Here is a 19,179-nt window from a genome sequence, read left to right as displayed (position 1 = left end):
GCTCAGTACACACTCTTGGCGGGCAACAGACCGTCTTGTCGTTGGGCGTCACACACCGCATAGGAGAAGCCGGGTTGGATCGCGAACGCGCCGACCTCGCCATCACGGTTCATCGCAAGGAAGCCCACCTGCAAATCCTTCGACGCGTTGGGGCGCTTCTTGACGATGCGCATGACAGCCTCGCGACAGGCTTCCTGCGGTGAGCGCCCTTGGCGCATTAGCTCCACCACCAGGAAGCTACCAGCGTTGCGGATGACCTCCTCGCCCACTCCCGTAGACGTCGCTGCACCCACCTCCCCATCGACGTACAAGCCAGCGCCGATGATCGGGCTGTCGCCCACGCGCCCACGCAACTTCCACGCCATGCCGCTGGTGGTGCACGCGCCGGCCAGCCGGCCGTTCGCATCGATGGCAAGCATGCCAATGGTGTCGTGGTTGTTCTTGCCACCCGGCATGCCGGTCTTGCCGTAGTCGCGCACTTCGCTGTTGACCGACGGCTGATAGTGCGCCGTCGTCAACCATTCCTTCCATGCCGCCTCGGATTCGGGCGTGAGCAGTTCCTCTTTCTTGAAGCCCTGCTCGAGCGCGAACTGCAACGCGCCATCGCCCACCAACAGCACATGCGGTGTGCGCTCCATGACGCGGCGCGCCACCTGGATCGGATGTGCGATATGTTCCAGCGCAGCCACGGCACCGCAGCTGCCATCGGCATCCATGATGCTGGCGTCCAGGCTTACGTGACCATCCCGATCGGGATAGCCGGCGCGGCCGACGCTGTGATTCTTCAGGTCTGCTTCCGGCACCATCACACCGGTTTCCACGGCGTCCAATGCGTTGCCGCCCTTGCCTAGTACGGACCACGCCGCCAGATTGGCGGCGACACCGAAATCCCAGGTGGATATGACGCGGGGACCTTTGGCCGCCGCCGCCTTGCCTGTGGTCGCCTGCCCCGTCAGTGCATTGGCGCCTCCCGCCAGCGCTACCGCCGATGCCCCAAGAATGGACGCCTTCAGAAAGTCCCTACGGTTTGCCATCTCAGGGATGCTCCGAGCTATTCAACAAGGGTGTCACCGACTCTGTTTGCCCGCAGATGCGTGTTGCGCCAGCGAAGGCAGGCTGGCTGCCTGTCGAGATGGCGCGACGCGGAGCTGCGGGCAAACAGAGTCGGCCCGTTGGGTGATGCCCATAACGCATGCTGGGTGTGGTGCGCGGCTTGCTCAGGCGGCGAGCCTGAGCGGCGCCACGCCCCACACCCAGCATGCGTTATGGGCATCATGCCACCCTTGTTGAATAGCTCGGAGCATCCCTAATTCCAGAGTCCCCATGCCAGAAAAACAGAAGCCCCGCGCCTTGCGACGCGGGGCTTCCCGTTACATCGATGACCGGCACGCACGCCGGCTCGCCTTGATTAGGCGATCTCGACGCCCGAAGCCTGGGCGCCCTTCGGGCCCGTCGTGACTTCGAACTTCACACGCTGGCCTTCCTGCAGACTGCGGAAGCCCTTGGCGTTGATCGCCGAAAAGTGGACGAACACGTCCTCCCCACCGTCCTCGGGTGCGATGAAGCCGAAACCCTTGGCGTCGTTGAACCACTTGACCGTACCGAAACGCATTGCGTGAACCTCTGAATCATGGACTGGATGCACCACGGTAAAGCGCTGAACCACCTTGACCCCTTGGTCCGCCGCCCCTGGCACGGCGGAAGTATCAACATGTTTCATGGCAAAGCGCAATATGGGCGAGGCTTTGACTCGATCAAAACCCAAACCGTTGCTCAGGTTTTGAGCAGAACGCCGAGGATACGGGGTACTTCGGCGGTGGCCGCAGCCAGATGGGCGAAGATTTCTTCGATGCTTATCTCCGCCTCGTCACCGCAGCCGGCGGCGAAATTGGCCACCAGCGCCAGGCAGGCGTACTCCAGCTCCAGCTCGCGTGCGAGCACAGCCTCCGGCATGCCGGTCATGCCGACCAAGTCGCAACCGTCACGCTTCATGCGTGCAATTTCTGCGCGGGTCTCCAGGCGCGGACCTTGCGTCGCACCGTAGCAACCACCATCCAGCACGGCCACACCGGCTTGCTTGGCGGCATGGATTAACTGCTGACGCAATGCCTCGGTATAGGGTTCGCTGAAATCAATATGACGAACTTCCGCACCTTCAACGTCACAGAAACTCGTGTAGCGACCATGGGTGTAATCGATGATCTGATCCGGCACCACGATCACGCGCGGCCCCATATCGGCACGGATACCGCCCACGGCATTCACACCGATCACTCGACGCGCTCCCAGCGAGTGCAGCGCCCACAGGTTGGCGCGATAGTTCACGCGATGCGGTGGCACGGTATGGCTTTCGCCGTGACGCGCCAGAAAGGCTACGCGCTTGCCGGCGAACTCGCCGACCACCACGTCGCCCGAGGCCGCGCCGAACGGGGTGTCGATGCGGTGACGGGAGGTGTTCTCCAGCCCGGGAAAGTTGTACAAACCGCTGCCGCCGATGACGGCCAGATCGATAGTCACGGGTCGTTCCTGTTTCAAATGGAAGTTCTTATGCCGTGGTAGCCAGGCGCTCGGCAAAGGCCTGCAGATGGCGGCCCAGCGCTTCACGCGTACGCTCGTCGGCGAGTTTGCCTTCGACGATCTTGGTATGCGCCTGAAACACCAGTACATCGCCCTGCGGCTCGGTACGCGCGCCAGCGCGGCGCAGCACCAGGCGCAACTGGTCTTGTGCGCGCACGGTGCCGGTAATGCCGGGGCTGGCGCCCACGATGCAAATGGTCTTGCCAGTTAATGGCGCCACCTTGCGCGACTTGCCCGCACGCGACGCCCAGTCGACGGCGTTCTTGAGCACACCGGTGATGCCGCCGTTGTATTCCGGGCACGCAAACAGCAGGCCATCCGCGCTGTCGATCGCCTCCTTGAAGGCAGTGACCGCGACAGGGTCGCCGTGCTCTTCAACGTCCTGGTTGAACAGCGGCAAGTCGTGCAAGTGATGAATGACGATGTTCATTCCTGCCGGCGCAAGCTCCTGCGCCGCGTGCAGCAACGCGGTGTTGAATGAGGCCTGCCGCAAACTGCCGGAGATGCCCAGGATGTTCATGTGTCACTCCAATGGTCGCGATGCTGGCCATCAATGGCCAGCCGGGTGGATTTACTTCAGCGCGTAAATACCCGGCAGGTTGCGACCCTGCTCGTGGTAATCCATGCCAAAACCGAACACGTAGCGATCCGGCAGCTCCACGCCATTGAAGTCGGAGGCGATACCCTCGACCAGTCGGTCATGCTGTTTGGTGCACAGGCTGGCGATCAGCACGCGGCGCGCGCCACGGCGCAGGCAGTCGTCACGCACCGCCTTCAAGGTGTGCCCTTCATCGAGAATGTCATCGACCAGCAGCACGGTGCGGCCGGTCAGATCCACGGCCGGTTCGCGCAGCCAGTGCAACTCGCTGCCGGAGGTCGCGCCGCGATAGCGGGTGGCATGCACGTAGTCGAACTCGACATCGGTGCGAATGGCCAGCGCCAGGTGACCGGCGAAAATCAGCGCGCCATTCATCACAGTGAGAAACACCGCGCGCTCGCCGTCCAGCGCAGCATCGATGTGGCGCCCCATGTCGGCAATCACCGATTCCAGCTCCGGACGATCGAACAGCAGATCGGCGTCCGCGAGCGCTGCCGCCAATGAAGGGGTTTGAGTGGTCATGCTGAAGTGTGTCCTTCCACGGGATTGAGCGCCGTGACGCGCGCGATGAATCGATCGCGCTGAGGGTTATCGAGAAGTCCTTCCCAGGTGGATGCCACGGCGCCGCGCAATGCGGCCAACCGCTCGGGCGCGGTCGCTGCCCGTCCCTGAGCTGCCGCAATGGTGTCGTCCACCACATCGGGGAAGCAGGCCAGCACCAGATCGCAGCCGGCATCGAGGTGCGCGGTCACGCGTGCCGCTGCACCACCCGCCGCACCGGCGGCTGCCATGCTGATGTCGTCGCTGATCACCGCGCCATGGAAGCCCAGCTCGTTACGCAGGATGTCCATGATCCAGCGCTTCGAAAACCCTGCAGGTTGCGAATCGACCTCGGGATAGATCACATGCGCCACCATCACGGCCTCGGCATGCGCCGCCATGCCTTCAATGAAGGGCAGCAGATCGTCGCGACGAATCTCGTCGAGCGAACGCGGGTCGATGGCGGTGGCTTTGTGCGTATCCACAGCGACCGAGCCGTGCCCCGGGAAATGCTTGAGCACCGACGCCATGCCGCCCAGGTGCATGCCGCGCACATAGGCCTGCGCCAGCTCGGCGGCAATCGCCGGGTCGGCATGGAACGCACGCGAACCAATGGCCGCATTGCCGCGCGCCAGATCCACCACGGGCGCGAAACTGAAATCCACGCCGCTGGCGCGCAGCTCGCTGGACATGACCCAGGCGTGCTCCTCGGCCAGACGTATCGCATCCTCCGGGTCGCGGTCGTACACCGCGCCGATGGCGGACAGCGGCGGAAGACGCGTGAAGCCGTCGCGGAAGCGCTGCACCGGGCCGCCTTCCTGATCGACGGCAATCAACATGTCGTCGCCACCGACGTCGCGAATGGCATCCACCAGCGCCATCAGCTGATCGCGTGACTGGAAGTTGCGCGAAAACAACACCACGCCGGAAACACCTGGCGACGTCAGCCACACATGCTCGGAAGTAGTCAGCGTGGTGCCGGCCAGACCGATCATCAGCATGACATCGACTCCCCGACGGCTTGCCGCTCATCCTGCGTCCACTGCGCATACGGGTGGGCGATCAGATTGACGTTGTAGTAGCGAACGAGGTGACTGACCTCGCGCCCAAGCCAGGATGGCCGGGGAAACGATGCATCCACCGAGGCGAGTTCCACCTCGGCGACCACTAGCCCCGCGTTTTCGCCAAAGAATTCGTCGATTTCAAACAGCACGCCATCCACGGTGACATGGTGCCGGATCTTCTCAAGCAGGCCATCGCACAGCGATGCGAGCATCTGCTCGGCATCGGCCAGCGGCATCGGGTACTCGAATTCAGCTCGCTCGATGCCCAACTGTGCCGACTTGATATTCAGCCACGCATGATCTCCCGACCGGCGCACGCGCACGGAAGCGCGTGCCGTGCCGTCGCGCAACGCCTGCGCGCCCACCAGGTAGCCCTGCGCGATACGCTCGCTGTGCGTGACAGACGCACGCCAGCTGTCGTCACTCAGGAGAAATTTGCGTTCGATCTCGATACCCATGCTGCGTCCGTTGATTGGGTGTGTGATGCCTGCATGAAGGACGCGAGGTCCTTAACGCTCGAACAGCGCAATCGACTCCACGTGGGCGGTATGCGGGAACATATCCATCACGCCCGCCGCACTCAAGCGGAAACCATGCTTCTGCACCAGAATGCCGGCGTCACGCGCCAGCGAGCCGGGGTGACACGAAACGTACACAATACGCTGCGTTTCCTTGTGCGCCAGATACTCGAGCACCTTGTCCGCGCCAGCCCGCGGCGGGTCAAGCAGCAGCTTGTCCCACGACTGCTTCGCCCAATGAGCGTGCCGCTGGTCTTCAAACAGGTTGGCCACTTCGAAGCGGGCGTGGGTGATGCCATTGCGAGCGGCGTTCTCGGCGGCGCGCTCGACCAGCCCATGCTCACCTTCCACGCCGACCACCTCGGCCACGCGCCGTGCGATGGGCAGCGTGAAATTGCCAAGGCCACAGAACAGGTCAAGCACGCGGTCGTTCGGCTGCGGATCAAGCAGCTCCATCGTGCGCGCCATCATGCGGCGGTTCATGCCGGCATTGACCTGCACAAAATCCAGCGGACGGAACTCCAGCTCGACGTCATCAATGGACGCATCGCCACTGGGAATGCGAAAAGCAAGACGCGGGTGCTCCGGCCACAGCGGATGCACGCTGGAGACACCGCCTGGCTGGAGGTAAATGGCAAAACCGTGCTGCTTGGCAAACTCGACAAGCGTCGTTTGATCGCGTTCGCTCAACGGCGACATGTGACGAAACACCAGCGCCACCGTGTCGTCGCCCGCGGCGAATTCAATCTGCGGGATATCGTTCGCGGCATCCATGCTGCTGACGAGTTCGGCCAGCAGCCCGATCTTGGGGCCCAGCGCGGGATGCACGACTTCGCATCGACTGATGTCGGCGACGAAGCGCGGGTTGCTCTCTTCGCGAAAGCCGACCAGCACACGCCCCTTCTTGGCTACGGCACGCACCGACAGGCGCCCCTTGCGGCGATAACCCCACGGCTCATCGGTAAGTGGCGGCAGCCACAGCGCGGGCTCCACCTTGCCAATGCGCTCGAAGTTGTCTTTCAGAACGCGCTGCTTGACCTCGATCTGCGAAGCGGCATCCAGATGCTGCAACGAACAGCCACCGCACTGACCGAAATGCTGGCAGCGCGGCTCCACACGATGCGGCGACCGAGTGAGCAGCTCCACCACTTCCGCTTCGTCGTAATGACGGTGACGCTTGCGGATGCTCAGTTTCACTTCTTCGCCCAGCAACGCGCCGCTGACGAACACGGCCTTGCCGTCGATGCGTGCGACGCCTTTGCCGTCGTGACTGAGGTCAGTAATGGTGGCTTCGAATTCTTTCATGGAGTCTCAAAACACATGCGCCCGGGCCGTGAGGTTCCCGGGCGCGACAATCGGGTAGATGGTGGGCGAACGGCTTACTTCTGCTTCCAGGCGCCCGAGGAGTCCTGATAATACCAGCCCGCACGCGCCCGCTCGATCCAACCTTTGGCAAAAGTGCCACGGATCTGCGCCTCCCACTCCGGATGGTTATTGGCATTGGCCACTTCACGATAGAGCGCATTGCGGTCGCGATTCTCATCGGCCACGGCAGCATTCACGCTGGCGCGCTGGTCGAGCGGCACCTTGGCTGCGTCGCGCACCGCCACCAGACCATCATGCGTAAAGCCAATGACACCGCTATTGAACAGGGGCGAAAGCGTGCTCTGGAAGCGATCCCGCATGCGGCCGTGAATGGCGTCCGTTGTTGGCGTCTGGATGCGGATATTGGGAGCCTCGTCCGCATAGGCCGCCGGGATCAGCAGGTCGAGCAACATCGCCGACGGCTGATTGCTCTTCTTGGGCGGCGCGGGTGGCTGATTGGTCTTGGGCGCTGGTGCGGCATTGTCGAGCACCGTGCCGATGAATTGATCAGCTGCCTTTTGTGCAGCCGCCTCAGGGAAGTACACATTGATGGTGACGCACCCCACCAGGGCGACCAGGCACGTGGTCAGCAATCCATAGACAAGCTTGCGCATATTCGACAACTCCTTAGGGGTGGGGCTCACAGACCGTGAGAATGTTCAATGGACTTCCGGTCCATTGCCTTGAATGGCGGCTTTTACACGACGAACCAAGGTGGGCCAATCCACCTGGGTCTGATGACCAATCACTTGCAGGTGCGGCAAGCCACTGCCTTCAACGATAGTGAAACCGTCTGCATCGCTGTCCAGGCCACCCATATGACATACGGATGCCTGCAAAGTGCAATTGAGGCCAATACGTTTGTAACCAAACGTCTTGAACAGCTTGAGCACCGCACCCTGCAGGCCCGCGGCCATGCCACCGCCGCCCACCGCGGTGAGATTGTTCACCGCGCGCTGGCTGATGCGTCCACCGCTACCCGCCAGCAGGTTGGCCTTGAATGCCACCGGGCTCCAGTTGACCAGGCGCAGCTCGTTGATGGTGCCGTCCATGCGCCCCGTGATGCTGCCGAAATCAAACACGCTGGTCATGGCGGCGAGATCAAGCTGCCGCAGCTGCACGTCGGCGGTCAACACCGGACTGGGACCAAACGGCCCCTGCAAGGTAAGCCGCGTGATATCGACAAAGCCATCGAATACGTTCATCGACAGGCCGCCATCGAACTCGATGCGATCATCGACGAGACGCAGCGCGGGAATGGCACCACCCATGGTGCCCGGAAATTCCGGCCAGCCGATGGCCCGTGAAAAAGCGGCCATGTCGATGCCGGCAAAGGCGATAGAGATCGACACTCGGCGGCCCCTGGCTGCTGCCGGGCGCCACTCGAGATCACCCACCCGCACGTGGCCATTGAGCAGCGGCACCTCCACAGGACGCTGCAGGCTCAATGAGCCGCCGCGGCTTTGCCAGCGGGTTTGGGCAGCGCCGTTGGCCATCTTGTAGACCTGCAGCGCCTGCCAGTTCAGCGTCGTGGCGGGGCGCTCGCCATCCGCGGTCCAGTCCAGCCCGCCGCGCAAACCTTTCGCCGAGAGCCGACCCTCGCCATCGGAGAAATCCAGGCCATCGGTATCAAAAGCAAAGCTGCGCAAACCGCTGGCTTCAAGATCCAGGCCACCGCTCAGCTGACCGGCAACGCGCATATCGCGCATGCCCAAGGTCGCCAGCCAGGCTTGGCCATAACGCTGATAGGCCGCAGGGAACCGCGCCTGCACCCGCTCCAGCCGGAGCTTTTGCAGCTCGCCCTTGGCCGTGAAGGCCATGGAGCCATCCAGTTGCAAGGCATCGGCATCCGCCACGCGTACACGCGAGAGGTCTACGGCGCCGTTGCGCGTCGCCACCGCCAGGCTTACCTGCACCGGGTGGTCGGGCAGTCGGGCAAAAATGGGGCCCAGCAGCAATTCGCCGCCGCGCAGGCTCGCGTCCAGGTCGATGCGCGACGGTGAATTCGTGGTGTCGATATTGAGCCGGCCGTTGCCATTGACCGACTGGCCGGCCAAGGTGCCGCTGGCCGTATCGAATCCACCCCCGCTCAGCGCGAACTGGCCCGACGCCTGTATGCCCTTGTCAGCAAGGTCCAGCGCCATATCCGCATCCAGCTTGCCGCCTGTGGCTCGGCCGGACCACACCGTGCTCAGCAGCCCCTGCAGCCAGACGGCTGGCACGCCCTTGAGGCTGATCTGCGCGTGGGTCGGCTGGTCCAGCGGCAGCGCCGTACTGGCCTGGGCCGCCCCCTGGGTGATATCCACTTCCAGCGTATTGGCCGCCTCATCGACCACCACCGCGACCTTGGCGTTGCTCAGCGCACCACCGGGCGCGCCTGCCAGCTGGGCCGTGCCGTCGAACAACCAACGCATGCGCGTATCCCGCTGCAAGGTGCCCCGCAGATCCACGCCGATTCGCTTCCAGCCCATCGACGGTACATCGGCCTTCGCCGCCTTCAGGTTGAGCACCAGCCCACCCTGACCGTCCTCGCCGACTTGGGCCTGCACGTCCTGCATCTTCAGGCCGGGTATGCTGACCGCCTTGGCGCCCAGCGCAATGTCAGCCCGGGCGGGCAAGGCGAGGCCCATCCAGATCAGGATGCCGAGATTGAGTAGTAGGTAGCTTGATGTGAAACGCATGACGCGCCATTCTGCCAAAAACAGCTGAACGACACGGACTAGTCATGTTCAACACGCTTCCCGGCGACCCTTCACAGGCTCCTGCCGCCCCCGAAACCGTCCGCGCCCTGGTAGCGGATGATGACCCCAGTAGCCGTCTTTTCCTTGTGGAGGCCTTGCGCGGCCTCGGCCTGGATGCCCAGGCCTGTAACGATGGGCAAGCCGCCATCGCCCTGGCTCACGACGAGGCCTTCGACCTGCTGCTGCTGGATTGCCGCATGCCCGGCGCTGGTGCCGAAGAGGTACTGGCTGCGCTGAGACGAGACCCTGGGGCACGTTCCAGCGACTGCACCGCGGTCGCCACCAGCGCGGAAATGGATGCTTCAGAGCGGCAACGACTGTTGGCCGCCGAATTCAGCGAAGTGCTGCAAAAGCCCTGCAATGTCGCAGACCTCCGCCGCATCCTAACCCTGGTCCAGGCTGGCGCCGGCGCGATGCCGCTGCTGGATGACGCGCAGGCATTGGCAACCATGGGTGATTCCGACGTGGTGAAGGCCATGCGCACCTTGCTTCGCGCCGAGCTGGTGGGCCTCTATCAGGATCTGGACGTGTTGCGGGATGACACCGAGGCACTTGCCGGGCGCCTGCACCGCCTGCGCTCGTCCTGCGGGTTTTGCGGCGCGAGTGCACTCGGTACGCAAGCCACCGTACTGCAACGCCACCTCAAGCTCGGCCACTCGGGCTCGATGGCGCCACTGTCACGCTTCCGCCGTGCGCTACTTGCCACCATCGACGCGCTCGAATCGAGTGGCGCTACCTGACGGGTGACACTTCCGGTTAGCGCTGCCGCGACACAGCCATGCCCAGCACGTGCCAGGCGCGCAGCTCGCCGCCACCGAGGTGGTGCCGAATCACTTCGCGCATCATCACGCGTAAGGCCGACAGGCCTGCGGCGTCAGGCAACCGGTCATCGGCGAGTGCGCGCAGGTCATCACCTCGCAACGCATGGGGCGTGCCCGCGCGACAAGGCGCAGGCCCTTCTTCCACCACGTAGCGATAAAGCTGGCCGGGCTCGATCGGCTCGCCAGACTCCGCCTCGAAGTCCAGCTGCAGCCCATAACCTATCGCCTCCAACAAATCCCGTTCGAAGCGTCGAAGGCTCCACGCCAACGGTTCATTGCCCGCAAGACGCGGCAGGGTTCGTGCGTAAGCGTCAAACAATGCGGGGTGCGGGTCCTGGCGACCGGTCAGTCGAACCGCCAGTTCATTGAGGTAGAGCCCGGCCAGGCCGGCATCACCTACCAGGCGCAAAGGCGCGCCTATCGTTTCCGCACCCTGCAGCGTCGCCAGCTCTCCTCGCAACAGCATGTCGAGAGCCAGCGGCTGGAAGGGTTCCAGTTGTGCCCGCTGCAGGCGCGCACGTTCACGCCGCACACCCCGGGCGACGATGCCGAGGCGGCCATAGTCGAGGGTGAGACATTCGAGCAGCATGGACGTTTCGCGATAGGGTCGCGAATGCAGGACGTAGGCCGGTTGCTGTTCGATGCGCATGAGGTGGTTACGAATGGACCGAACGCAGTGAACGAGGTTCCACTGCAGGCAATCGGTCACCGATGGTCACGGAGCGGCGATGTGCAACAACATCCTCACCGCTCACACCGCGCATCTCAGTCGGTGTACCCGAACTTCTTGAGCATCGTCTCGTCGTCAACCCAGCCTTCGCGCACCTTCACCCACAGGCGCAGGAACACCTTGCGCTCAAACGTGCGTTCCATGTGACGGCGCGCGGCACTGCCTATAGCCTTGAGCTGAGCGCCGCCATTGCCGATGACGATAGCCTTCTGACCGTCGCGCTCGACCCAGATCACGGCGTGAATCTCCGCGACACCATCGGGACGATCTTGAAACTGCTCGATCTCCACCGTGGTGGCGTACGGCAGTTCCTGATCAAGACGCAGCATCAGCTGCTCACGCACCATCTCGGCCGCAAGGAAACGCTCGCTGCGGTCGGTGATCTCGTCTTCGCCATAAACCGGCGGCTGCACTGGAAGGCGCTTGAGGATCCCCTGCTCCAGCTCCTTGAGACCTTTCTGTTTCAGCGCGCTGACGTAGTACACGTCATCAAAGGTGTGATGCGTCATCAACTCTGCCACGAACGGCAGCATGGTCGCCTTTTCCTTGGCCAGGTCGACCTTGTTGATCACCAGCAGCCGCGGCACCTTCTGCTCCACCAGTGCGTCATACAGCGCCTGGTCTTCATCCGTCCAGCGACCGGCTTCGATCACCTGCACCACCACATCCACTTCGCTGATGGCCGAGCGGGCAGCACGATTGAGGCTGCGGTTCATGGCACGCTTGGCGCCGCGATGCAGGCCCGGCGTATCCACATACATGATCTGACCGGCTTCGCTGGTAGCGATGCCAAGGATGCGGTGGCGGGTGGTCTGCGGACGCGGACTGACAATGGATAGGCGAAAGCCGATCAGCGCGTTGAGCAAGGTGGATTTGCCCACATTGGGGCGCCCAGCCAATGCCACGGTGCCGCAACGGAAATCGTCGTGCGGGAGTTCGGCGGGTGCGCCGAGGTCGAGTTGGTCGTTGTCGTTCATGAATTCAATTCCTGCAATCGACGCAGCACGGTTTCGGCGGCGTCTTGTTCAGCGGCTCGGCGACTGCTGCCGCGACCCTCGGCCCGGACTATGGCGGGCTCAGCGATTTCGCAGGAGACGTCAAAGGTCTTGGCGTGATCCTCGCCGTGGCTGTCGATCAGATCGTACTGCGGCAAGGGCCATCCGCGCGCCTGCAGCAATTCCTGCAGGCGGGTCTTGGCGTCCTTGGAGGAGCGCGGGATGGCCGCCACCAGGGGTTCAAACAGGGTGCGCACGACGGTGCGGCACTCGGTAAAGCCGGCGTCGAGGTAGACCGCGGCTACCATCGCCTCGAAGGCGTCAGCTAGGATCGAGTCGCGGCGAAATCCGCCGCTCTTCAGTTCGCCGGAGCCGAGCTTGAGCTCGTCGCCCAGCTCCAGTTCGCGTGCCATGACCGCCAGCGCCTGCCCGTTGACCAGTTGCGCGCGCAGCCTGGAAAGCTCACCCTCACTGGCGTTCGGGTGCGCTTCGTAGAGTAGCTCGGCCACCACGACGCCCAGCAGTGCGTCGCCCAGGAACTCCATGCGCTCGTTGTTTGGTTTGCCGGCGCTGCGATGAGTCAGCGCCAGCTGCGCGAGCGTGGGGTCAAGAAAACGATAGGCGAGCTTGGTCAAATCCTGGGCCTGGCTTAGCTGCCGACATTGCCCTGCAGCAGCACGCTTTTTTCAAAGTGCAGCAGGAAGTCGATGTTGTACATAAAAGGAATGCGCTTGTCGTAGCTCACGCTCAGCTGCGCCGCGTTATTGGCACGCTTGATGGTGATGTCCTTGGGCTTGATGGTCGCGTCGTCCACGTACTGGAAATTCAGTTTGAAGAGCAGGTCGCGGCGCAGATCTTCCAGCGACTTACCCTCCACTCCAGCGCTGGCAACCTGGGTCATGGCCTTGTCGACCCCCATGTACTCGAGATATGCCGGCACCAGCTTCATGGCCATGAAGGCAAAGAAGCCCGCTACTGCCAGCACAACCATAAACCCGATAAGGGTGATACCTGTCTGCTTCGATTTCATAGTCCCCTCGCTATGCCGTACGCTACGATTTCCGGCTGACTGGCCATACGCCACCGACCCGCCCCGGCAGCCCGGTCGGCGCGCCTATTGTCGCTGTTAGCCGCCTCACCGTCACCGGCGCACAGCCTATGTCCGTCACGCTTTTTAATGGATGACCGTGCCCATGCGATGAAAAGCAACGCCCGAGCCGGTCCAGCTCAGCCAGATCAGGAAGGCCTTGCCGGCCAGATTCTGTTCCGGCAGACAACCCCACCAGCGACTGTCGGTGCTGTTGTAACGGTTGTCGCCCATCGCAAGATAGCAACCCTGCGGCACCACCAGCGGCACGCGCGGGTTGGGCAGCGGTGGCGGCACCGCATAATTTGGCATGCGCGCCGTCAGGTGGTTGACCACGCCGCCCTGGCCGTTGGGCAGATGCTCGTTCCACACCGTAGCGCCCATTTCCAGCATCAAACGGGACTCTGCCCGCTTCGGGTCGCCTTCATATGGGCCAATCAGATCGGCAGCCACCGGCTCACCGTTGACGACCAGCTGGTCGCCATGCATTTCCACGCGATCGCCAGGCATGCCCACGATGCGTTTGATCCAGTTCTGGCTGGGCACGGGCGCATGTGGATCGACGCAGTTCTGGTCACCACTACGGACCAGCTTGCCACCGTCCTCGCACAGGTAACCCGGGAAACGGAACACCACCACATCGCCGCGCTTGGGCTCGCCCAGGCTCAGAAACTTGTTGTTGAAGGCCGGCATGCGCAAGCCATAGGCGAACTTGTTCACCAGAATGAAGTCGCCCACATCCAGCGTCGGCATCATCGAACCGGAGGGGATGCGAAACGGTTCTGCCACAAACGAACGCAGCAGCAACACCACCAGTACGACCGGAAACAGTGAGCGAGACCAATCCACCAGCACCGGCTCGCGCTCTTCCGCACCGGCCGCCTCGGCCTTGGCCTTGCGCGACTTGTGGAAGAACAGGCGGTCCAGGCCCCACACCACGCCGAACAGCACGGTGAGGCCAAGCAGAATCGCCGAAAAATCGAAATCCATGCCCTACTCCAAGGTTGCTCGGCGTATGGGACGCCGAATCCGCAGGTTTATTATTTGTCCACCTTCAATACGGCAAGGAAGGCTTCCTGTGGAATTTCCACGCGGCCGACCTGCTTCATGCGCTTCTTGCCTTCTTTTTGCTTCTCCAGCAACTTCTTCTTGCGGCTGACGTCGCCGCCGTAGCACTTGGCCAGCACGTTCTTGCGCAGTGCCTTCACCGTGGAGCGCGCCACGATCTGCGCACCAATGGCGGCCTGGATCGCCACATCGAATTGCTGGCGCGGGATCAAGTCCTTCATGCGCTCAACCAGATCACGACCGCGGCGTTCGGCATGGACACGGTGCACGATCAGGCTCAACGCGTCCACGCGGTCGCCGTTGATGAGCACGTCCACGCGCACGAACGGACCGGCCTCGAAGCGTTCGAAGTGGTAGTCCATCGAGGCATAGCCGCGCGACACTGACTTCAGGCGATCGAAGAAGTCCAGCACCACCTCGGCCAACGGCATCTCGTAGGTGATCTGCACCTGGGTAGCCAGATATTGGATGGAGCGCTGCACGCCGCGCTTCTCTTCGCACAGCGTGATGATGTTGCCGATGTAGTCCGGCGGGGTGAGGATGTTGGCGACAATGATCGGCTCGCGGATCTCTTCGATGAGATTCGCTGCCGGCAGCTTGGCTGGGTTATCCAGCATCATCACCGAGCCATCGCCCTTGAGCACTTCATAGACCACCGTCGGCGCGGTGGTAATGAGGTCGAGATCGTATTCGCGCTCCAGGCGCTCCTGCACGATCTCCATGTGCAGCATGCCAAGGAAGCCGCAGCGGAAACCGAAACCCATCGCTTCGGAGCTTTCCGGCTCGAAGAACAGCGCCGCATCGTTGAGGCGCAACTTGTCGAGTGCTTCGCGGAGTGCCGGATAGTCGTCAGCGGACACTGGGAACAGACCCGCAAACACGCGCGGCTGCATGGTCTGGAAGCCGGACAGCGGCTTCGCGGCTGGCTTGCCGGCCGAAGTCAGCGTATCGCCGACCGGCGCGCCGTGCACATCCTTGATCGACGCGGTGATCCAGCCCACTTCGCCGGGCGAGAGTTTGTCGAGTTTCTTGCGCTTGGGCGTGAATACACCCACTTCGCTCACTTCGTGCGCGCGCCCGGTGGACATCACCAGCAGCTTGTCGCCCGGCTTGATGTCACCCTGCACGACACGCACCAAGGACACCACGCCAAGGTAATTGTCGAACCACGAGTCAATGATCAGTGCCTGCAGGCGATCGGTATCACCCACCTTCGGCGGCGGAATGCGCGCCACGATGGCCTCGAGCACTTCCACGACGTTCTGGCCAGTCTTGGCGCTGACAGCCACGGCATCGGTTGCGTCGATGCCGATGACGGCCTCGATCTCGCCCTTGACCTTTTCCGGGTCGGCCGTCGGCAGGTCGATCTTGTTGAGAATGGGCACCACTTCCAGGCCCATTTCCACTGCCGTGTAGCAGTTGGCGACCGATTGCGCCTCCACACCCTGGGCCGCATCCACGACAAGGAGCGCGCCTTCACACGCGGCGAGCGAGCGGCTCACCTCGTAAGAGAAGTCGACATGGCCCGGGGTGTCGATGAAATTCAGCTGATAGGTCTTGCCGTCGCGCGCCTTGTACGGCAGCGACACGGACTGAGCCTTGATGGTAATGCCGCGCTCGCGCTCGATCGGATTGTTGTCGAGCACCTGCGCCTCCATCTCGCGCTCGGTCAGTCCACCGCAGATCTGAATGATGCGGTCGGCCAGTGTCGACTTGCCGTGATCGATATGGGCAATGATGGAGAAGTTTCGGATCAGTTCCATGGAGCACGCTAGCTGCGTTTACTGCTCTGCGCGGCGCGCAGGCAGCGTATCACCGGGGATGGCGATACGAACCCGGCATTATCGCATGGAACGGGTGGCTGTCGGCCATGGTGCCCGATGACACCGGGCAGGCGCTCCTGAAGCACCCGATGATCTACCGCCCTGCCCCGGGACGATGGTGGCCCAAGCACCCATCGCCCCGAGGCCTTTGACGCCTGAGGGGTTGGTCAGATGGAAACCTGACGCCCCTGCCGCAGCACTGCCACGCCGCGACGATGACCCTCAGTCGTCTTTGCCACCAGGCACCGTCAGGCCAACGAAGCCGCTCTGATTGCCGTGCCGCACCAGCAGTAGCACGGTATCGCCCGGCTTGGCGCCCCTGGTCGCTTCATGGAACGAAGCGGCACTGCCGACATTCTGCTGATTGACCATCAAAACCACATCACCTGGCTGCAGGCCTGCACGCGCGGCCGCCGCACCGGTGACGTTGCTGATGCCCACGCCTTCACCAGTCTTGAGGCCCAACTGCTGGCGATCACTCGCATCCAGATCTTGCAGGGAAAGGCCCAGTGCTCTGGATGCACTGGCCGCCGCAGGCTTGTCGGCATCCGCGGATGCCAGCACGGCATTCTTGTCGCGTGGCATCTCGCCCACGGTGACGTTCACATCCTGCTTCTTGCCATCACGCAGGATTTGCACGGTCGCCTTGGTGCCAGGCGGCGTCTGTCCAACCAGCGGCGGCAGATCGGTGGACGAACTGATGCTCTGACCGTTGTAGGCGAGGATGACATCGCCTGCGCGCAGTCCCGCCTTCTCGGCCGGTCCGCCCTTGGTCACTTCGGCTACAGCGGCACCCGATGCGTTGTCCAGCTTGAACGCCTTCACCATGGCATCGCTGATCGGCTGCACCATCACGCCAAGCTGACCACGCGATACGTAGCCCTTCTCCTTGATCTGCTTGACCACGTTCATGGCCACATCGATCGGAATGGAGAACGCGACGCCCTGGTAGCCACCGGTGTTGGAATAGATCTGCGAATTGACGCCAACCACCCGACCCTGCAGGTCAAACAGCGGGCCGCCCGAATTGCCACGATTGATCGGCACATCGGTCTGGATAAAAGAGGTGTAAGGCTGATCCTGGCTGCCCAGGTTACGTCCCACGGCGCTCACGATGCCTTGTGTCACTGTGTAATCAAAACCGAAGGGCGAGCCGATGGCCAGCACCCACTGACCTGGCTTGAGAGCACGGGAGTCACCAATGGTGACGGCAGGCAAGCTGCCCTTGGCGTCGACCTTGAGCAGCGCAATGTCGTATTGCGGATCGCTGCCCACTACCTTGGCGGTCAGCGTGCGACGGTCTTGCAGGCGCACCGTCACGGTGTCCGCACCGTCCACCACGTGATTGTTGGTGAGAACATAGCCGTCAGCGGAAATGATGAAGCCCGAGCCCAACGACGTACGTTGCTGCTCCTCAGGCGAAGGCTGCATGGGCATACCGAAAAAGCGGCGGAACAGTTCTGCCTGCGGATCATCGTCGTCCGGCGTATCCGGCATGCCACGTGTCGCAGAGCGCCCCTTGGCCTGCTTCTTCCCGCTGTACTTGGCCTCCACATGCACCACCGCCGGTGCATTCTTTTGCACGATGCCAGTGAAGTCCGGCAGCCCAGTAACGGCGGGCGCTGCATTCTGCGCCTGCACGCCGCCAGCCAGTGCCAGGCTCATCAGGACGGCGCACGACAGCGTGCGCAAAACGAGTCGGTTCATGCATTCCTCCGAGGTTGGGTCAGGCGCACCCACGCCAGCCCGCAACGCGGACTCGCATGGGTGATTAACAAGGAAAACTGGTCAAGCCGTGGAAGTGAACACACGGCCGAGCATCACTGAGCGCTTGCGGGGGCCTGCGCAGCTTGCTGCTGATCGGGGTGGATCAACAACAGATAACTGCCGTCGCCATTGGCCGCGGGATACCGCGCTACGCGATAAGGGGTGAGGCTGTTGCGCGAATACAGCAGCGTGCTGTTGTCCCCTTCAAGCGTTGCGGAGGCCTGCTGGCTGAGCTTGTAGGGGGAGTCGGCATAGGCATTGACCCACGGCGGCGCCACAGCCGGCATGTCCTGGTGGGCAGCCACCTGCATGCCACTATGGGTTACTGCGACCGATGGCGCGGAGGCCACCTGGGACGCCACATGATCTGCGCTCGGCCCCGCCGGCTGGGTCACCATGAGGGCCGCGACCGCCACGCTGGCAGCGATGGCGCCGCCAGCCGACCAGTGCAGCCAGTGCCGGCGCTTGCCATGAACCACCACACCTTCCTGCTCGATTGCCTGCATCACACGAGCGGCGAAGCCCTGTGATGCCAGCGGCGGCAGCTGGCGACGCAAACCATCACGGGCGACGTGATAGCGCGACCATGCCTGCTGCAGCGAGGCATCGTGGTCGAGCCGGCGCAACAGAAAGCGCAGCTCTTCCTTCGACAGCTCGCCGTCCAAGCTTGCAGAAAGGTCTTCGCGTTGGGTGTCTGTCATGGTTTTTTGTCCTCGCGGTCGGACAATAGCGGCCGCAGTTTCTCATCGATAGCTTCGCGCGCCCGAAAGATACGCGAACGTACCGTACCGATCGGGCAACCCATCGCCTCGGCGATTTCTTCGTAGCTGAGGCCGTCCACTTCACGCAGCGTGATTGCGGTCCGCAATTCCTCAGGCAGCGATTGGACAGTGGAAAATACGGTTTGTTCAATTTCCTGCCGCATGAGTTCGCGCTCCGGGGTGGCGCTCTCCTGCATGCGGTCGGCGCCGGGCACAAATGCGGCATCGTCAATGGCGATATCGTCGGCTGGCGGGCGGCGACCCATGGCCACTAGATGGTTCTTGGCCGTGTTCACGGCAATCTTGTACAGCCAAGTATAGAAAGCACTTTCGCCGCGGAACGAGCCGATCGCCCGCCATGCCCGGATAAAGGCCTCCTGGGCGATGTCCTCGCTTTCGGCATGGTTCTTCACATAACGGGAAACCAGGCCTATGACCTTGTGCTGGTATTTGCGCACCAGCAGGTCAAAGGCACGCTTGTCCCCTTGTTGGACGCGCTCGACCAGCGCACTGTCCAGTTCGTTTTCGCCCATCCGGGCCATCTCCTTCGTCGATGCTGCCACGCGCCTCGGGATGCCTAAGGATGGGAGCGGATTGCTCAGACAAGAACAACGCTTCCTAGTTCAGCATGACGGCTTGCATTTACCAACCCCAGCCGGGGAGTGCGCCAACCAGCGACACTTCCTGGCTAAACGCACGAATGCGGCAGAGGCGCACCGCCCCT

20 protein-coding genes are annotated in these 19,179 nt (G+C 62.8%); 1 reads left to right on the top strand and 19 read right to left on the bottom strand.

Annotated elements, in window-relative coordinates; genetic code table 11:
• Positions 1 to 2: 2 nt before the first annotated feature.
• The 10 genes from AC0GUR_RS17420 to AC0GUR_RS17375 all read right to left on the bottom strand — a co-directional run bounded on the left by AC0GUR_RS17420 (position 3) and on the right by AC0GUR_RS17375 (position 9,343).
• Positions 3 to 1,034, bottom strand: coding sequence for a N(4)-(beta-N-acetylglucosaminyl)-L-asparaginase (locus tag AC0GUR_RS17420; protein WP_472878767.1), 1,032 nt, complete (start codon positions 1,032 to 1,034; stop codon positions 3 to 5).
• Positions 1,035 to 1,408: 374 nt separating this feature from the next.
• The gene (locus AC0GUR_RS17415; protein ID WP_114826723.1) at positions 1,409 to 1,612 is read right to left on the bottom strand and encodes a cold-shock protein; all 204 of its coding nucleotides are present in this window, start codon (positions 1,610 to 1,612) and stop codon (positions 1,409 to 1,411) included.
• Positions 1,613 to 1,773: 161 nt separating this feature from the next.
• Complete coding sequence (locus AC0GUR_RS17410; protein ID WP_472878766.1) at positions 1,774 to 2,517, bottom strand: S-methyl-5'-thioinosine phosphorylase; 744 nt, start codon at positions 2,515 to 2,517, stop codon at positions 1,774 to 1,776.
• A 28-nt stretch (positions 2,518 to 2,545) separates the two neighbouring features.
• Positions 2,546 to 3,097: an NADPH-dependent FMN reductase gene (locus tag AC0GUR_RS17405; protein ID WP_472878765.1), complete on the bottom strand. Its 552-nt coding sequence runs from the start codon at positions 3,095 to 3,097 to the stop codon at positions 2,546 to 2,548.
• 51 nt (positions 3,098 to 3,148) lie between these two features.
• On the bottom strand, positions 3,149 to 3,697 hold the full coding sequence (locus AC0GUR_RS17400) for a hypoxanthine-guanine phosphoribosyltransferase (RefSeq protein ID WP_472878764.1): 549 nt from the start codon (positions 3,695 to 3,697) through the stop codon (positions 3,149 to 3,151).
• Complete coding sequence (nagZ, locus tag AC0GUR_RS17395) at positions 3,694 to 4,716, bottom strand: beta-N-acetylhexosaminidase (protein ID WP_472878763.1); 1,023 nt, start codon at positions 4,714 to 4,716, stop codon at positions 3,694 to 3,696. Before nagZ ends, AC0GUR_RS17400 begins: the two co-directional genes overlap by 4 nt.
• Positions 4,710 to 5,237 (bottom strand): CYTH domain-containing protein, encoded by a 528-nt coding sequence (locus AC0GUR_RS17390; protein WP_472878762.1) that lies wholly within the window; start codon positions 5,235 to 5,237, stop codon positions 4,710 to 4,712. The genes nagZ and AC0GUR_RS17390 overlap by 7 nt, the downstream gene beginning before the upstream one ends.
• A gap of 51 nt (positions 5,238 to 5,288) precedes the next feature.
• Positions 5,289 to 6,602 (bottom strand): 23S rRNA (uracil(1939)-C(5))-methyltransferase RlmD, encoded by a 1,314-nt coding sequence (rlmD, locus tag AC0GUR_RS17385; RefSeq protein ID WP_472878761.1) that lies wholly within the window; start codon positions 6,600 to 6,602, stop codon positions 5,289 to 5,291.
• Between the two features lie 74 nt (positions 6,603 to 6,676).
• On the bottom strand, positions 6,677 to 7,276 hold the full coding sequence (locus AC0GUR_RS17380) for a YdbL family probable chaperone protein (protein WP_472878760.1): 600 nt from the start codon (positions 7,274 to 7,276) through the stop codon (positions 6,677 to 6,679).
• A 45-nt stretch (positions 7,277 to 7,321) separates the two neighbouring features.
• Positions 7,322 to 9,343, bottom strand: coding sequence for a translocation/assembly module TamB domain-containing protein (locus AC0GUR_RS17375; protein ID WP_472878759.1), 2,022 nt, complete (start codon positions 9,341 to 9,343; stop codon positions 7,322 to 7,324).
• 44 nt (positions 9,344 to 9,387) lie between these two features.
• Here AC0GUR_RS17375 and AC0GUR_RS17370 point away from each other — a divergent pair, with 44 nt between their 5' ends.
• Positions 9,388 to 10,143 (top strand): response regulator, encoded by a 756-nt coding sequence (locus AC0GUR_RS17370; RefSeq protein WP_472878758.1) that lies wholly within the window; start codon positions 9,388 to 9,390, stop codon positions 10,141 to 10,143.
• 16 nt (positions 10,144 to 10,159) lie between these two features.
• Here AC0GUR_RS17370 and recO read toward each other — a convergent pair whose 3' ends face one another.
• The 9 genes from recO to rpoE all read right to left on the bottom strand — a co-directional run bounded on the left by recO (position 10,160) and on the right by rpoE (position 18,988).
• On the bottom strand, positions 10,160 to 10,873 hold the full coding sequence (recO, locus tag AC0GUR_RS17365; RefSeq protein WP_472878757.1) for a DNA repair protein RecO: 714 nt from the start codon (positions 10,871 to 10,873) through the stop codon (positions 10,160 to 10,162).
• A 116-nt stretch (positions 10,874 to 10,989) separates the two neighbouring features.
• Positions 10,990 to 11,931, bottom strand: a complete 942-nt coding sequence (gene era / locus AC0GUR_RS17360; protein ID WP_472878756.1) for a GTPase Era — start codon at positions 11,929 to 11,931, stop codon at positions 10,990 to 10,992.
• On the bottom strand, positions 11,928 to 12,584 hold the full coding sequence (rnc, locus tag AC0GUR_RS17355) for a ribonuclease III (protein WP_472878755.1): 657 nt from the start codon (positions 12,582 to 12,584) through the stop codon (positions 11,928 to 11,930). Before rnc ends, era begins: the two co-directional genes overlap by 4 nt.
• 14 nt (positions 12,585 to 12,598) lie before the next feature.
• Positions 12,599 to 12,979 carry a DUF4845 domain-containing protein gene (locus AC0GUR_RS17350; protein ID WP_472878754.1) on the bottom strand — a complete coding sequence of 127 codons (381 nt, stop codon included), beginning with the start codon at positions 12,977 to 12,979 and terminating at the stop codon, positions 12,599 to 12,601.
• Between the two features lie 144 nt (positions 12,980 to 13,123).
• Positions 13,124 to 14,026, bottom strand: a complete 903-nt coding sequence (gene lepB, locus AC0GUR_RS17345; RefSeq protein WP_472878753.1) for a signal peptidase I — start codon at positions 14,024 to 14,026, stop codon at positions 13,124 to 13,126.
• A 50-nt stretch (positions 14,027 to 14,076) separates the two neighbouring features.
• On the bottom strand, positions 14,077 to 15,867 hold the full coding sequence (lepA, locus tag AC0GUR_RS17340) for a translation elongation factor 4 (RefSeq protein WP_472878752.1): 1,791 nt from the start codon (positions 15,865 to 15,867) through the stop codon (positions 14,077 to 14,079).
• A 282-nt stretch (positions 15,868 to 16,149) separates the two neighbouring features.
• Entirely contained in the window at positions 16,150 to 17,634 is a 1,485-nt protein-coding gene (locus AC0GUR_RS17335; RefSeq protein ID WP_472878751.1) for a DegQ family serine endoprotease, read from the bottom strand.
• Positions 17,635 to 17,747: 113 nt separating this feature from the next.
• A complete protein-coding gene (locus tag AC0GUR_RS17330) occupies positions 17,748 to 18,395 on the bottom strand; it encodes a sigma-E factor negative regulatory protein (RefSeq protein ID WP_472878750.1) in 648 nt (215 codons plus the stop codon).
• On the bottom strand, positions 18,392 to 18,988 hold the full coding sequence (rpoE, locus tag AC0GUR_RS17325) for an RNA polymerase sigma factor RpoE (protein WP_472878749.1): 597 nt from the start codon (positions 18,986 to 18,988) through the stop codon (positions 18,392 to 18,394). The genes AC0GUR_RS17330 and rpoE overlap by 4 nt, the downstream gene beginning before the upstream one ends.
• Positions 18,989 to 19,179 lie beyond the last annotated feature (191 nt).

Source organism: Dyella sp. PARNA 12/25 (assembly GCF_055702865.1).
This window is presented reverse-complemented; position numbering and strand designations above follow the sequence as displayed.

Bases quoted from the DNA above. Each gene is read 5' to 3' on its own strand.
- AC0GUR_RS17420 (WP_472878767.1), bottom strand. From the start codon at position 1,034: ATGGCAAACCGTAGGGACTTTCTGAAGGCGTCCATTCTTGGGGCATCG.
- nagZ (WP_472878763.1), bottom strand. From the start codon at position 4,716: ATGCTGATGATCGGTCTGGCCGGCACCACGCTGACTACTTCCGAGCAT.
- AC0GUR_RS17390 (WP_472878762.1), bottom strand. From the start codon at position 5,237: ATGGGTATCGAGATCGAACGCAAATTTCTCCTGAGTGACGACAGCTGG.
- AC0GUR_RS17375 (WP_472878759.1), bottom strand. From the start codon at position 9,343: ATGCGTTTCACATCAAGCTACCTACTACTCAATCTCGGCATCCTGATC.
- AC0GUR_RS17380 (WP_472878760.1), bottom strand. From the start codon at position 7,276: ATGCGCAAGCTTGTCTATGGATTGCTGACCACGTGCCTGGTCGCCCTG.
- AC0GUR_RS17370 (WP_472878758.1), top strand. From the start codon at position 9,388: ATGTTCAACACGCTTCCCGGCGACCCTTCACAGGCTCCTGCCGCCCCC.
- AC0GUR_RS17405 (WP_472878765.1), bottom strand. From the start codon at position 3,097: ATGAACATCCTGGGCATCTCCGGCAGTTTGCGGCAGGCCTCATTCAAC.
- AC0GUR_RS17350 (WP_472878754.1), bottom strand. From the start codon at position 12,979: ATGAAATCGAAGCAGACAGGTATCACCCTTATCGGGTTTATGGTTGTG.
- lepB (WP_472878753.1), bottom strand. From the start codon at position 14,026: ATGGATTTCGATTTTTCGGCGATTCTGCTTGGCCTCACCGTGCTGTTC.
- recO (WP_472878757.1), bottom strand. From the start codon at position 10,873: ATGCGCATCGAACAGCAACCGGCCTACGTCCTGCATTCGCGACCCTAT.
- AC0GUR_RS17415 (WP_114826723.1), bottom strand. From the start codon at position 1,612: ATGCGTTTCGGTACGGTCAAGTGGTTCAACGACGCCAAGGGTTTCGGC.
- era (WP_472878756.1), bottom strand. From the start codon at position 11,931: ATGAACGACAACGACCAACTCGACCTCGGCGCACCCGCCGAACTCCCG.
- rpoE (WP_472878749.1), bottom strand. From the start codon at position 18,988: ATGGGCGAAAACGAACTGGACAGTGCGCTGGTCGAGCGCGTCCAACAA.
- AC0GUR_RS17330 (WP_472878750.1), bottom strand. From the start codon at position 18,395: ATGACAGACACCCAACGCGAAGACCTTTCTGCAAGCTTGGACGGCGAG.
- AC0GUR_RS17400 (WP_472878764.1), bottom strand. From the start codon at position 3,697: ATGACCACTCAAACCCCTTCATTGGCGGCAGCGCTCGCGGACGCCGAT.
- rlmD (WP_472878761.1), bottom strand. From the start codon at position 6,602: ATGAAAGAATTCGAAGCCACCATTACTGACCTCAGTCACGACGGCAAA.
- AC0GUR_RS17335 (WP_472878751.1), bottom strand. From the start codon at position 17,634: ATGAACCGACTCGTTTTGCGCACGCTGTCGTGCGCCGTCCTGATGAGC.
- lepA (WP_472878752.1), bottom strand. From the start codon at position 15,867: ATGGAACTGATCCGAAACTTCTCCATCATTGCCCATATCGATCACGGC.